12 protein-coding genes are annotated in these 12,399 nt (G+C 43.7%); 7 read left to right on the top strand and 5 right to left on the bottom strand.

Annotated features, from left to right (window positions below):
* Positions 1 to 105: 105 nt before the first annotated feature.
* Positions 106 to 1,659 carry a bifunctional phosphoribosylaminoimidazolecarboxamide formyltransferase/IMP cyclohydrolase gene (gene purH, locus OSCI_RS09855; protein ID WP_007354787.1) on the bottom strand — a complete coding sequence of 518 codons (1,554 nt, stop codon included), beginning with the start codon at positions 1,657 to 1,659 and terminating at the stop codon, positions 106 to 108.
* Positions 1,660 to 2,027: 368 nt separating this feature from the next.
* On the opposite strand from purH, the gene OSCI_RS09850 reads away from it, so the two are divergent.
* Positions 2,028 to 3,923: a PAS domain S-box protein gene (locus OSCI_RS09850; RefSeq protein WP_007354786.1), complete on the top strand. Its 1,896-nt coding sequence runs from the start codon at positions 2,028 to 2,030 to the stop codon at positions 3,921 to 3,923.
* Between the two features lie 209 nt (positions 3,924 to 4,132).
* Here the strand turns inward: OSCI_RS09850 and glcD are convergent, their stop codons facing one another.
* The 3 genes from glcD to OSCI_RS09835 all read right to left on the bottom strand — a co-directional run bounded on the left by glcD (position 4,133) and on the right by OSCI_RS09835 (position 6,894).
* Entirely contained in the window at positions 4,133 to 5,608 is a 1,476-nt protein-coding gene (gene glcD, locus OSCI_RS09845) for a glycolate oxidase subunit GlcD (RefSeq protein WP_007354785.1), read from the bottom strand.
* Between the two features lie 126 nt (positions 5,609 to 5,734).
* The gene (locus OSCI_RS09840; RefSeq protein WP_007354784.1) at positions 5,735 to 6,385 is read right to left on the bottom strand and encodes a Uma2 family endonuclease; all 651 of its coding nucleotides are present in this window, start codon (positions 6,383 to 6,385) and stop codon (positions 5,735 to 5,737) included.
* Positions 6,386 to 6,507: 122 nt separating this feature from the next.
* Positions 6,508 to 6,894 (bottom strand): hypothetical protein, encoded by a 387-nt coding sequence (locus tag OSCI_RS09835; RefSeq protein WP_007354783.1) that lies wholly within the window; start codon positions 6,892 to 6,894, stop codon positions 6,508 to 6,510.
* Between the two features lie 157 nt (positions 6,895 to 7,051).
* Here OSCI_RS09835 and OSCI_RS09830 point away from each other — a divergent pair, with 157 nt between their 5' ends.
* The 5 genes from OSCI_RS09830 (at position 7,052) to OSCI_RS09810 (ending at position 11,731) form a co-directional block, all read left to right on the top strand.
* Positions 7,052 to 8,230 carry a glycosyltransferase family 2 protein gene (locus OSCI_RS09830; RefSeq protein ID WP_007354782.1) on the top strand — a complete coding sequence of 393 codons (1,179 nt, stop codon included), beginning with the start codon at positions 7,052 to 7,054 and terminating at the stop codon, positions 8,228 to 8,230.
* A 296-nt stretch (positions 8,231 to 8,526) separates the two neighbouring features.
* Positions 8,527 to 8,622 (top strand): photosystem II reaction center protein T, encoded by a 96-nt coding sequence (locus OSCI_RS09825; RefSeq protein ID WP_019487237.1) that lies wholly within the window; start codon positions 8,527 to 8,529, stop codon positions 8,620 to 8,622.
* Positions 8,623 to 8,765: 143 nt separating this feature from the next.
* Positions 8,766 to 9,329: a transcriptional regulator NrdR gene (gene nrdR / locus OSCI_RS09820; RefSeq protein WP_007354781.1), complete on the top strand. Its 564-nt coding sequence runs from the start codon at positions 8,766 to 8,768 to the stop codon at positions 9,327 to 9,329.
* Between the two features lie 261 nt (positions 9,330 to 9,590).
* Positions 9,591 to 10,700, top strand: coding sequence for a 30S ribosomal protein S1 (locus OSCI_RS09815; RefSeq protein WP_007354780.1), 1,110 nt, complete (start codon positions 9,591 to 9,593; stop codon positions 10,698 to 10,700).
* Between the two features lie 287 nt (positions 10,701 to 10,987).
* Positions 10,988 to 11,731, top strand: a complete 744-nt coding sequence (locus OSCI_RS09810) for an HAD family hydrolase (RefSeq protein ID WP_007354779.1) — start codon at positions 10,988 to 10,990, stop codon at positions 11,729 to 11,731.
* On the opposite strand, the gene OSCI_RS09805 is transcribed toward OSCI_RS09810, so the two are convergent.
* A complete protein-coding gene (locus OSCI_RS09805; RefSeq protein WP_019487239.1) occupies positions 11,712 to 11,903 on the bottom strand; it encodes a hypothetical protein in 192 nt (63 codons plus the stop codon). The two genes, OSCI_RS09810 and OSCI_RS09805, sit on opposite strands and share 20 nt — an antisense overlap.
* A gap of 152 nt (positions 11,904 to 12,055) precedes the next feature.
* Between OSCI_RS09805 and OSCI_RS09800 the strand changes: the two genes are divergently transcribed.
* The coding region (locus OSCI_RS09800) for a hypothetical protein (protein ID WP_019487240.1) at positions 12,056 to 12,399 on the top strand (344 nt) is incomplete at its 3' end.

Here is a 12,399-nt window from a genome sequence, read left to right as displayed (position 1 = left end):
GAAGAAGGAAGAAGGAAGAAGGAAGAAGGAAGAAGGAAGAAATTACCAGCGAATTCTGTAGCAGTTAACGGTTAACAGTTAACTGTTAACCGTTAACTGTTAACATTAATGCAAAAAGTGGCGAACGTCGGTGAAAACCATTACCAGTCCGAGTTCGTTGGCGGCGTTGATGGAATCTTGGTCGCGCATACTACCTCCTGGTTGTGCGATCGCAACTATTCCAGCAGCAGCAGCAGTTCGCACTGAGTCGTCAAAGGGGAAGAAACCGTCACTGGCTAAAAATGCACCCTTGGCTTTCAAAGCGGCTTGTTCTAAGGCAATTTTAACCGATCCTACACGATTCATTTGTCCTGCACCAATACCTAATGTAGCGCGATCGCGCGTCACGACAATAGCATTAGATTTAACGTGCTTGGCAACTTTCCACGCAAATAACAGTTCTTCTAACTGTTCCGGTGTGGGTTGCTTCTCAGTGACAACGCGCCATTGGCTAGCATCTTCTATGGCATTATCTGAGTCTTGTACGAGCAAACCACCTGCTATTACTTTAACAGTTTGGGGCGGCCCCTGAATCAAATCTGGTAAAATCAAAACCCGCACTTTTGACTTACCTTTGAGGATTTCTTGAGCTGCTGGTTCGCAAGCAGGCGCTACCACGCATTCTAAGAATGTTTGAGTTAATGCTTTAGCCGTAGCCGCATCAATGGGACGATTTAAAGCTACAATCCCGCCAAAAGCTGAAATTGAGTCAGCATCGAAAGCTTTTTGATAAGCTTCTGAGAGGCTATTGCCGATAGCAGCGCCGCAAGGATTGGTATGTTTAAGAATTGCCGCCGCTGGAGTATCAGGAAACTCTACAATTAACCTACGAGCTGCCTCTAAATCCACTAAATTATTGTAGCTTAATTCTTTGCCTTGAAGTATTGTACTGGTCGTCCAACCAGTAGGGTTTCCTCCGCTTTGATACCAAGCAGCCGCTTGATGGGGATTTTCGCCGTAGCGGAGCGATTGTAACTGGGTTCCAGCAATTGTAAACTGTTGTACGAGAGACGATCGATCGGCTTCTGGAGAGGATTGATTTGTGAGATAAGATGCGATCGCGCGATCGTAATTTGCAGTATGATTAAAGGCTGCAATTGCACATTTTTGCCGGAAATCTAAGGAAGCCTCTCCTCCGCGCTCCCGCAATTCTTGCAAATAAATAGGATACTGCTCTGGATTGCATAAAACGGTCAAATGAGGGTAATTTTTAGCTGAGGCTCGCAGCATCGCCGGCCCCCCAATATCAATCTGCTCAATTGCCTCAGATAAAGTTACTTCTGACTTAGCAATTGTTTGCTCGAAAGGATACAGATTAACTACGACTAAATCAATGGGACGAATATTATTTTCAGTCAAATCTGCTAGATCCTGGGGGACATCTCGACGCGCTAAAATGCCGCCGTGAATGCGAGGATGTAGCGTTTTGACTCGTCCTCCCAAAATTTCTGGAGAACCCGTGTAGTCGGCAACTTTTGTGACTGGCAACCCAGCATCTTTTAGAGCTTTTGCTGTCCCGCCACTACTAATGATATCAAAGCCAAATTCTTCTACCAGAGTGCGAGCTAAGTCAATTAGCCCGGTTTTATCAGATGTACTCAGCAGTGCCAGACGCGTCATTGTTTCAAATCCCGATCGCAAAGATACAAGTTATATTTTAAGCAGAGATTGCCTTCATGAATGGCTAGCTGCATTATAGGTGCTGTGTTTCATAACACATATTTATAAAAAATATGTTTATGATAACTTGAACTAGGACACTCACTTTCATTGAAATAGTATCACTAGCCTTAGCCTTACTTAAGTAAGCTACGAAAAGAATTTATTATTTGATACCCAAAATCAAGGTTTAATAAAAACTTAATCTTTCAGAAATAATTATATGCTAGTATAGGTGCTAATCTCCATTCTCCAAGTTAAAGGAAGCTAATCAGCTCATGATTTTTGGATCGTAAAAATTGTAATCGATTTTATTAGGAGTTTTTAATATGTTTGTTCCTGATAGCAACTCAGAAAGTAATGTTAGCAATATCAACGGTTTAAAGCAAGGGGCAGGTAAAAAGCTTAGTAATGAAGCAATTAGTGAAGAGTCGGTCGATACTTTCTGTAAGGATATCTCAGAAAGTCCCCTACCACTTTCTTATATTTCCCATCAGCGCGAATTGCACCAGATGCAATTAGCAATCGAAAAGCTAAAGCGCGATCTGAAAGCTAGTGAAGCCCGCTTTCACAATGTAATTGCTAAAAATGCCGACAGCATCGTTATTGTTAACAAAAAAGGGATGGTATGTTTTGTCAACCCATCAGCCGAATATCTTTTCAACTGCAAGGATGAGGATCTGTTAGGGAAAGATTTTTTTGGTTCTTTGATAGTAGAAGGTTCTGCCTGCGATCTGGAGATGAATACAGATATTATTCATCAAGTTCGACAGAGAGATGCAGCAGGCATCCGGGTGGTACAAACAGAAGTAGAAGCGATCTGCAAGGACAAAGAAAATACAGTAGTAGAAATGCGGGTAGTGGAGACGGAATGGGAAGGAGAAATGGCTTATTTGGCCACACTACGCAACATTACCGATCGCAAACGCACAGAGGAAATGCTGTGGCTTTACAGTCGTGCGATGGCAGCAGCTAGCACTGGAATTGTGATTGCCGACGCGACAACCCCCAACCTAGCTAATATTTATTGTAATCCTGCTTTTGCAAAAATGACTGGGTATTCACACGAGGAAATTATCGGGCATAACTGTAGATTATTGCAGGGAAATGATACCGATCCTGAAGCGATAAATCAAATCCGCGAGGCTTTACATAATCAGACTGAATGCACGGTGGTTTTAAAGAATTATCGCAAAGACGGGACAACTTTTTGGAATCAATTAGCGATTTCTCCGGTGCGCGATCGCAAGGGCAAATTAACTCATTTCATCGGCATACAGATGGATGTAACCAAACATAAAGAAGCAGAAGAAGCCTTGCAGATTTCCGAAGCACGTAGTAGAGAACAAGCGGCAAAATTAGAATTAGCTCTTAAGCAACTACAACAAACTCATTCCCAACTCGTACAGAGTGAAAAAATGTCCAGTTTGGGATTGCTAGTTGCAGGAGTTGCTCACGAAATTAACAACCCGGTTAGCTTCATTAATGGCAATCTCAATCACCTAGATAATTACACTCAAGAATTGCTGGATTTGGTCAAGCTTTATCAGCAGCACTATCCTCATCCTGTCGAGGAAATTCAAAAGCGAATGGAGGAAATAGAACTTGACTTTCTAATGGAAGATTTAACTCAAATACTATCTTCAATGAATGTAGGAGTTGACCGCATTTGCCAGATTGTTGCGTCGCTGCGGAATTTCTCGCGACACGACGAATCGGAGATCAAAGCTGTTAACCTTCACGAAGGAATTGACAGCACTTTACTAATTCTTAATCACCGTATGAAAGCTACGGGAAGCACTCAGGCGATTCAGATTGTCAAAGAGTACGGAGACTTGCCTGCTGTGGAATGTTATGCAGCGCCGATTAATCAAGTATTTATGAATATTCTCGGCAATGCAATTGATGCTTTAGAGGATAGTAATAGAGGGCGCAGTCCCCAAGAAATTCGCGACAATCCTAGTAAGATTAAGATTAGCAGCTCTGTGGTAGATGCGGATTATGTACAAATCAAAATTGGCGACAATGGGCCAGGGATGAAAGAAGAGGTAAAGCAACGGATATTTGACACTTTTTTTACGACCAAACCAGTAGGTAAAGGTACGGGAATGGGTTTGTCAATCAGCTATCAAATTGTTGCTGAAAGACATAGAGGCGAACTTAATTGTGTTTCCGAAATTGGTCAAGGTACGGAGTTTATTATTAAGCTTCCAATTTGGCATTAGCGTAGACAATGACCTCTTTAATAATTAAAATTTACATTGCTAGAGGGTACAAATCAAATACAATGTCTACTTAAAGTCTGGCGAATAGAATTCGCGGCTACACAAACGAAGTCCGCCTACCCGGACTAATAAGAATTCAACCCGCGTAGGCGGGTTTTGTTTGTATAGACGCGGTTTCAACCGCCCAGTTTAAGCACCCCACCCCACGATTAAAACAAGTCTACTCCCTCCAATTTCTTCACACTTTCAACCTTAGCATTTGCCGCTTCCCCGCAAGTACGAGGCGTAGGAAACATCTTCCCCGGATTTGCCAAACCTTGCGAATTAAATACCTGACGCACCCACTGCATTGTCTCCAAATCTACCTCATTAAACATCTCCGGCATATAACACTTCTTATCAGCGCCAATGCCGTGTTCTCCCGAAAGACTTCCCCCCACTTTCACGCAAAGTTTCAGAATTTCACCGCCCAATTCTTCGACCTTTTCTAACGCCCCTTCAATAGCATTATCATAAAGAATTAATGGGTGAAGATTTCCATCTCCCGCGTGAAATACATTAGCAATGCGATAGCCAAATTTCTCGCTTAGTAACTCAATCTCTTTCAAGACATAAGCCATTTGGGTGCGGGGAATTACGCCGTCTTGCACGTAATAATCAGGACTTAAATGGCCCGCAGCGGCAAAAGCGGCTTTTCGTCCTTTCCAAATTTTTAACCTCGTTTCCAAGTCATTTGCGCTAGTGATGTTCCGCGCTCCATTTTTCAGACAAATCTCAGCAATCCTTTGTTTATTCGCTGCTACTTCTACCTCTAAACCATCTACTTCTACTAATAGAATAGAAGCAGCATCGCGGGGATAACAGCCAGTGGCGACAACATCTTCTACAGCATTAATGCTGATGTTATCCATGATTTCCATACCGCCGGGAATAATCCCAGCACTGATAATATCTGAAACCGATGCTCCTGCTGCTTCCATGCTGGTAAAATCTGCTAGGAGAACGCAAATTGATTCTGGTGTTTTAAGAATTCTCAAAGTAACTTCGGTGGCAATTCCGAGAGTACCTTCGGAACCCACAAATATACCTGTTAAATCATAACCGGGCATCTCTGGTATTTGTCCGCCGACATCAACGATTGAACCATCAGGTAAGACTAATTTTAAGCCTAAAACGTGATTAACTGTCACTCCGTATTTCAAACAGTGAACGCCTCCAGAATTTTCGGCAACATTACCACCAATTGAGCAGATAATTTGACTGGAAGGATCGGGGGCGTAATAGAAACCAGCACCGCTTACTGCTTGCGTTACCCAGTTATTAATTACTCCTGGTTGTACGACGACTAGCTGATTTTCTAAGTCTATTTTCAGGATTTTTCGCATTAAGGCGGTGACAATTAATACGCAGTTTTCGACGGGTAAAGCGCCGCCAGAAAGACCGGTTCCCGCGCCTCTAGCTACCCAGGGGATGGAGTGGCGATCGCATATTTTTACCGCTGCTGCTACTTCCTCTGTAGTTTTCGGTAATACAACTAGCGCGGGTCGTTGGCGGTAGCTGGTGAGTCCGTCACATTCGTAGACTAGCAATTCTTCGCGACGCTGGACTACGCCGTTTTTGCCGAGTACGGTTTCAAATTCTTTGACGATCGGTTTCCAGTTGCGTTCAGTTTCGAGGGCGATCATTGGTGGGTAAATTTAAGTAGGTTTGTGGGGGCTCAGAAACCGGGTTTCTTACCCAATTCTTCGTGATGGTGCAATAATTCTCGCAGAAACCCGGTTTCTCAGACTACCAATTAATCCAAATTGATATTATTCTTGAATTTCACTTGTTGGCTGGTTTACTTCGTCGTCTTCAATTTCAAAATTAATTCGCTCGTAAATTTCCTTCAATGGCATTTGAAATTCTACGGATTCTAGGGTTAATACAGATTCTTCTGAATCATATTCTGTTAATTCCCATTTGCTATTAGAATTTTTAGCAAATTGTTCTACGTGATAGCTATATTGGTCTATTAAAATGTATTCTCGAAATTCAGGTATTGAGCGATAGGCGAGAAATTTACCACCTCGGTCATAGTCTTTGGTTGAATTGGATAAAACCTCGACGATTACCATAGGATTTGTCACAATTGTTTTGTTATTTTCTTGATAGACTGGTTCTCCTTGAATCACCATGATATCGGGATAGACGTAGCGGCGAGTTAGGGGTATCCACAGGCGCACATCATTGATAAATATCTCGTAATTTTGACTATTTACAGTCAAGGGAAATTTTTTGTAAAAGTTCCCCGCGAGTTTGTTGTGGTTGGTTGTTCCGCCTGGCATTGGTACGATCTCCCCATCATGGTATTCACTTTTGTCGAGCGCGGCTTCTTCTAAAGCTAGATATTCCTCTGGCGTGTAGTAGCGTTTCTCAGTCTGTGGCTTGTTTTCGATGGTTGGTCTTTCTTGGGTTTGCATTGTGAGTTCCTTCTGCTCTGAAGTGATTTTATGATAACATTTAATCAGTTTGAAGAACAGAAACCGGGTTTCTTACCTAAATCTTCGGTAGGATGCTTAAATTATCGCAGAAACCCGATTTCTTAACCACCAGAACTACTAGGCGAACTATTAAGGACAAAAACTACTCCGGTCATAATTAAAGCTACACCTACCAATCGCAATGGTGGCAAAGGCTCATTAAATATAATTTTACCGCCCAAAACTACACAAATGTAACTAATTGAGAGTAAAGGCGAGACGATGCTAATGTTGGCGCGAGATAGCACGACAATAAAACCAAAAGCACCCAATCCATATAAAATTAAACCAACCCAGATTAAAGGCTGACTTGCCATTGCTATGGCTTTTTCCACTAAATTCGCTGCACCAATCGGCCCCAAAATATTAGCTGCACCTTTAAGGCTAAATTGACCCAGAACACCGCAAAGGATAGCAGCAAGCAAAACTAGAAAAACGCTTCGAGTCATTAGTAAAGTAACCTATAGTATACTGTCATAATAGTTCAAAAAACTTTCACCCAACAGCCGCACTCAATATTTCTATACTTTCTCGATCCCTGACCTTTTAAACTTACAGGCAGTTAAAATAAATATTGCCCAGACTGGGTAAAATTATAACAAAAACATGGTAGAACACGCAAACGCAAGCGAGGAATACTCTCTGGAATTATCCATACTAATGCCCTGCTTGAATGAGGCGGAAACTTTAGAAGCCTGTATCAAGAAAGCACAGCGGTCATTGCGGGAACTCAATATTGTTGGTGAAGCGATCGTAGCAGACAACGGTAGCACTGATGGTTCCCAGGCGATCGCAACTCGTCTGGGAGCCAGAGTAATTCCCGTTGCAGCCAAAGGATATGGCAGCGCTCTCATGGGCGGGATCGTAGCCGCACGCGGAACTTATATCATTATGGGTGACGCTGACGATAGCTACGACTTCTCCAACCTTGGCCCTTTTGTGAAAAAATTGCGAGAGGGCTACGACTTGGTAATGGGAAACCGCTTCCAAGGTGGCGTGAAACCGGGAGCAATGCCAAAATTACACAGATATTTAGGGAATCCCGTGCTGACGTGGGTGGGGCGGCTGTTATTCGCAAGTCCTTGCGGTGACTTTCACTGCGGGCTACGCGGCTTCAGGAGAGATGCAATCTTGCAACTGGATTTACAAACAACGGGGATGGAATTTGCCAGTGAAATGATTGTTAAAGCCTCTCTCAACCAACTGCGAATCGCGGAAGTCCCCACCACCTTGTCCCCAGATGGCCGCAGTCGCCCGCCCCACTTGCGAACTTGGCGAGACGGGTGGCGACACTTGCGATTTTTGCTACTCTACAGCCCTCGGTGGTTGTTTCTGTATCCCGGTTTGTTGTTAATATTTGTGGGTTTAGCGGTGGGAGTGTGGCTGTTACCTGCTACGAGATTAGTGGGGCGTGTCAGCTTTGACGTACACACTCTGCTTTATGCCGCGATCGCGATTATTGTCGGCTTTCAAGCTGTTAGTTTCGCTTTATTTACCAAAGTCTTCGCTATCAGCGAGAAGTTGCTACCTGAAGATCCGCAAATTAAGAAACTATTGCGCTACATCAGTCTGGAAGTGGGATTGATAGTAGGAAGCCTACTAATGTTGATAGGAATAACCGGCTCGATCTTATCCTTTACCATTTGGGGTGAGACTTCCTTTGGCCCTTTAGACCCTTCCAAAACTTTACGCTTGGTAATTCCCTCGATCGCTTGTCTGACTGTAGGTTTGCAGGTAATTTTCTCTAGCTTTTTTCTGAGCGTATTGGGGTTGAAACGGCGGTGAGCATTGCGAGGCTGCTATTGCGTGCGCTCTATCGATCGCGATCGCATCCAATTAACAGATGCTTTGATTATCGATCGCCTCAGTAAGTAAATCCACCTAATTAAACCTATAACAGAAAGCTGGCTGGATCGGTCTTTTGCCCTCTTCCTTCTTCCTTCTTCCTTCTTCCTTCTTCCTTCTTCCTTTGAGAGTGTCAAAATAATATATAGTCTGGATAGTGCATTGCACAGCTAGTAATGGTTTCCCCAATTGGGATAAACTTACATAGAACTGGAAGATTAAGGAAAAACTAGGATATGGAAAGCGTTGCTTACATTTTGATTTTGTCTTTGGCGATCGGTGTACTCTTTTTTGCGATCGCCTTTCGCCAACCCCCTCGGATTGGTAAGTAACTAGCTCCCTCCGAGCTTTTACTATCCAACAGTTCTCAGCCCTCACTGCTGAGCAATATATACAAGTCCCGCAATTCATCTCGCTCAACCTGGGGCCGAGATGAATTGCCATCTATTTTAGAAACCTGTAAAAATCAGTAGTTATGCGTTGTCCCTTATGCCACGATCCAAACAGCCGCGTTCTGGAGTCGCGATCGGCCGAATCCGGTAAAAGCATTCGCCGCCGCCGCGAATGCTTGAACTGTCAACACCGATTTACGAGTTATGAACGCATAGAATTTGTGCCGATAACAGTAATTAAACGCGATGGCAAACGCGAGTCCTTTGATAAATCTAAATTGCTGCGCGGTATAATTCGTGCTTGTGAAAAAACAGGTATTACCGCAGCAGAAGTAGAAAAAATTGCCGATGAAATCGAATCAGAACTGCAAGGGCGATCGCTCCGAGAAGTAGCAAGTTCAGATATTGGTGAATTAGTTCTCAAACAGTTACGACGTTTGAGTGAAGTTGCTTACGTGCGATTTGCCTCAGTTTACCGCCAATTTCAAGGCATCCGAGATTTTGTCGAAGCCCTCGATCGCCTGCAAAGCGACCACGACACTAATCTAGAAATAGAAACCGATCCCAATGCGATCGCCACTTGCGAGTTACCTCCCTCAGAGTCCAGAGAGCTAGAAATTCAGCCATCCTGCGCGACACCCAACTAAACTCGCCACAAATAGTTTTAAACGGGCATAGTTAGGCTATAATAAACTATCTTACCGCCCCATGATTATAATTAACACTCCTAACCTGAAGTTTTGAGTAATAATAATGGTAGCGGGTGTGGGGTTGCACCCGGTAATGGTTGGCTAGCGCTAACTTTTACAAAAGATTGATAGAAAAGCTAAAAGCTTATTACCTAAAATCTACAGCATCCATCCACAGGAACAAAAAACTAAGGAGAGAAATCCCAGGAAACTATTCGCATGGTCAATCAGAAAACAGCAGTCAAAGAAGTGGGCTTTACTCACGAAGATTTTGCAGCCCTATTAGATAAATATGACTATCACTTCAGCCCTGGCGATATAGTAGCAGGTACGGTGTTCAGTATAGAACCCAGAGGAGCCCTGATTGATATCGGCGCTAAAACCGCCGCTTACATTCCCATTCAGGAAATGTCAATCAATCGGGTAGAAGCTCCAGAAGAGGTATTGCAGTCGAACGAAACCAGAGAATTTTTCATCCTCACCGATGAAAATGAAGACGGTCAACTCACACTGTCAATTCGGCGCATAGAATATATGCGAGCCTGGGAAAGAGTAAGGCAACTCCAAGCAGAAGATGCAACAGTGCGATCGCAAGTTTTTGCAACCAATCGCGGCGGTGCATTAGTAAGAATTGAAGGGTTGCGCGGTTTCATCCCCGGTTCTCACATCAGCACCCGCAAACCCAAGGAAGAATTAGTCGCAGAAGAACTGCCATTAAAATTCCTAGAAGTAGATGAAGACCGTAATCGCCTCGTTTTGAGCCACCGCCGAGCGCTAGTAGAGCGGAAGATGAATCGCCTCGAAGTTGGCGAAGTCGTCATCGGTACAGTTCGCGGAATCAAACCTTACGGTGCATTCATCGACATCGGCGGTGTCAGCGGTTTGCTACACATCTCCGAAATTTCCCACGACCACATCGATACGCCTCATAGCGTGTTCAATGTCAATGATGAAGTGAAAGTCATGATCATTGACTTAGACGCAGAACGGGGTCGGATTTCCCTCTCCACGAAGCAGTTAGAGCCTGAACCAGGAGCAATGGTCAAAAATCGCGACCTGGTTTATGAAAAAGCTGAGGAAATGGCCGCTAAATTCCGCGAGAAAATGTTAGCTCAAAAGCAAGCAAAAGCTGCTATTGAGATTCCCGTAGAAGTCCCAGCCGCGACTGATGAACTAGACGACATTCCAGACGATATTCCCTCAGCAACTGAGGAAATAGACGATATTCCGCCAGCGATGGAGGAGATAGCCGCAGAAATTCCAGCCGCAACTGAAGAGATAGTGGCGGAGATTCCAGAGGAAGAAATTCCCCCAGCAACGGAAGATTAATATCCCAATCTTTCTTATAAAAAGAGGGAAATACCCTCTTTTTTTGTAACTATTTCCATAAATTGTTAACTGTTAACTGTTAACTTTTAACTGTTAACAGCCAATAGCTAATATTGTCTCCGGCAAATTACTTACGCTCTGTCATTGTGAGTAAAGCGAACAGGAATTACGCAAAAAATCCGTAACGCCGCCTTCTAGGCGGTATCTTTACCGCCTAGAAGGCGGCGTTACGTAAAACAACTAACAACCAACAACCAACAACTAACAAAACATAGGAGTTTACTAAATTGGTAAATATTAAGTGTCGGGGAATTACTTTTCCCAATATCCAAGCCATCATTTTTGATAAAGACGGTACGCTCGAAGATTCGCAGGAATTTTTGAGAAATCTGGGGTTAAAACGATCGCGCCTCGCAGACGCGCAAATTCCCGGTATTGGCGAACCCTTACTGATGGCCTTCGGCATCAACGGCGATAAAATCGACCCCACAGGCTTAATGGCGGTCGGCAGTCGGCGAGAAAATGAAATAGTAGCTGCTGGCTACATTGCCGAAACCGGCCGCAGTTGGTTAGAATCTTTAACCATTGCTCATCGTGCCTTTGATGAAGCCGACCAAATGTTAAAAAATACAGCACCTTCGCCTTTATTTGTCGGCAGTTTGGAAGTCCTAAAATATCTTTCCGAAGCGGGTTTAAAACAGGGAATTCTTTCAGCAGCCACCACTGAAACAGTAATAGCATTTGTGGAACGCCATCAACTCGGCGATTACATTCAGCTAAAAATGGGGGTGGATTCAGCTAACCTTAATAAACCCGATCCGGCGTTATTTCTGCAAGCTTGCGAGAAACTCGGCGTAGAACCCGCAGCAACTTTGATGGTGGGAGATTCCGGCGGCGATATTGAGATGGGTAAAAATGCAGGCGCAGCGGGTTGTATTGGGATTTGTTGGGGGAAAGCGAAGGCTAGCCATTTGGAAAAAGCGGATGTCGCGATCGCATCTCTGGATGAAATTAAAATTGTCGATCTGTAGATACGGCTTGAGACAGTATCTTTACTATCCGCCAGTCCTCCATTTGCGAACTCGCCGCGATCGTTTTAATTAGCACTCTTACTGCTAGAGTGCTAACGCTATCGCCCGATTCTCCGAAGGTAAACTCGCCAATATTTAGCACGCTGTAAATTGCCTGAAACCCTTGACACATAAGGCTTAAGCTCCTGTCATAAAAATTTTTATTACAGATTGAACAGGGCTAATGTAAGCGATGTAACAATTATACTAGCTCAAATTTGCTATTAATAAAGTAAGCGAGTTAAAAATTACGCTCTTTCAATTTTAATACTTTTGGAGGATGGCATGAACTACACATTTGAAATATTGGGTGTCTCTCCGATTTTATCCTTCTTTAATCAACAGCAAAAAATCCTAGCGGAATCTCCCAGCACTGGTGTAGAATACTTGGCAAACCGTAAATGTACCCTAGATGCCTTTGTGCAATCAGTAGAAACAGTTTCTCCTACTCGCGGCTGGGATGGCGATCGAGTAGTAGAAGCAGTGATTAGCTTCTGGATGGAAAACTCAGAAAGCATCCACTATTGGAAGTGTAGATTACAGGATGCCGGCAGCGAAAACCTATTAGTGGCACGAGTTGCTGATATCAAGTCTTTGCAGGCCACCTTTGAATCTCTCTTAGGAAAATA

Origin of the sequence: Kamptonema sp. PCC 6506 (genome assembly GCF_000180455.1) — a bacterium.
Taxonomy (GTDB): domain Bacteria; phylum Cyanobacteriota; class Cyanobacteriia; order Cyanobacteriales; family Microcoleaceae; genus Kamptonema; species Kamptonema formosum.
This window is presented reverse-complemented; position numbering and strand designations above follow the sequence as displayed.

What these genes read in the sequence shown, in the direction of transcription:
- OSCI_RS09850 (WP_007354786.1), top strand. Translation starts at nt 2,028, where the DNA reads ATGTTTGTTCCTGATAGCAACTCAGAAAGTAATGTTAGCAATATCAAC.
- OSCI_RS09825 (WP_019487237.1), top strand. Translation starts at nt 8,527, where the DNA reads ATGGAAAGCGTTGCTTACATTTTGATTTTGTCTTTGGCGATCGGTGTA.
- glcD (WP_007354785.1), bottom strand. Translation starts at nt 5,608, where the DNA reads ATGATCGCCCTCGAAACTGAACGCAACTGGAAACCGATCGTCAAAGAA.
- OSCI_RS09830 (WP_007354782.1), top strand. Translation starts at nt 7,052, where the DNA reads ATGGTAGAACACGCAAACGCAAGCGAGGAATACTCTCTGGAATTATCC.
- nrdR (WP_007354781.1), top strand. Translation starts at nt 8,766, where the DNA reads ATGCGTTGTCCCTTATGCCACGATCCAAACAGCCGCGTTCTGGAGTCG.
- purH (WP_007354787.1), bottom strand. Translation starts at nt 1,659, where the DNA reads ATGACGCGTCTGGCACTGCTGAGTACATCTGATAAAACCGGGCTAATT.
- OSCI_RS09805 (WP_019487239.1), bottom strand. Translation starts at nt 11,903, where the DNA reads ATGTGTCAAGGGTTTCAGGCAATTTACAGCGTGCTAAATATTGGCGAG.
- OSCI_RS09840 (WP_007354784.1), bottom strand. Translation starts at nt 6,385, where the DNA reads ATGCAAACCCAAGAAAGACCAACCATCGAAAACAAGCCACAGACTGAG.
- OSCI_RS09815 (WP_007354780.1), top strand. Translation starts at nt 9,591, where the DNA reads ATGGTCAATCAGAAAACAGCAGTCAAAGAAGTGGGCTTTACTCACGAA.
- OSCI_RS09835 (WP_007354783.1), bottom strand. Translation starts at nt 6,894, where the DNA reads ATGACTCGAAGCGTTTTTCTAGTTTTGCTTGCTGCTATCCTTTGCGGT.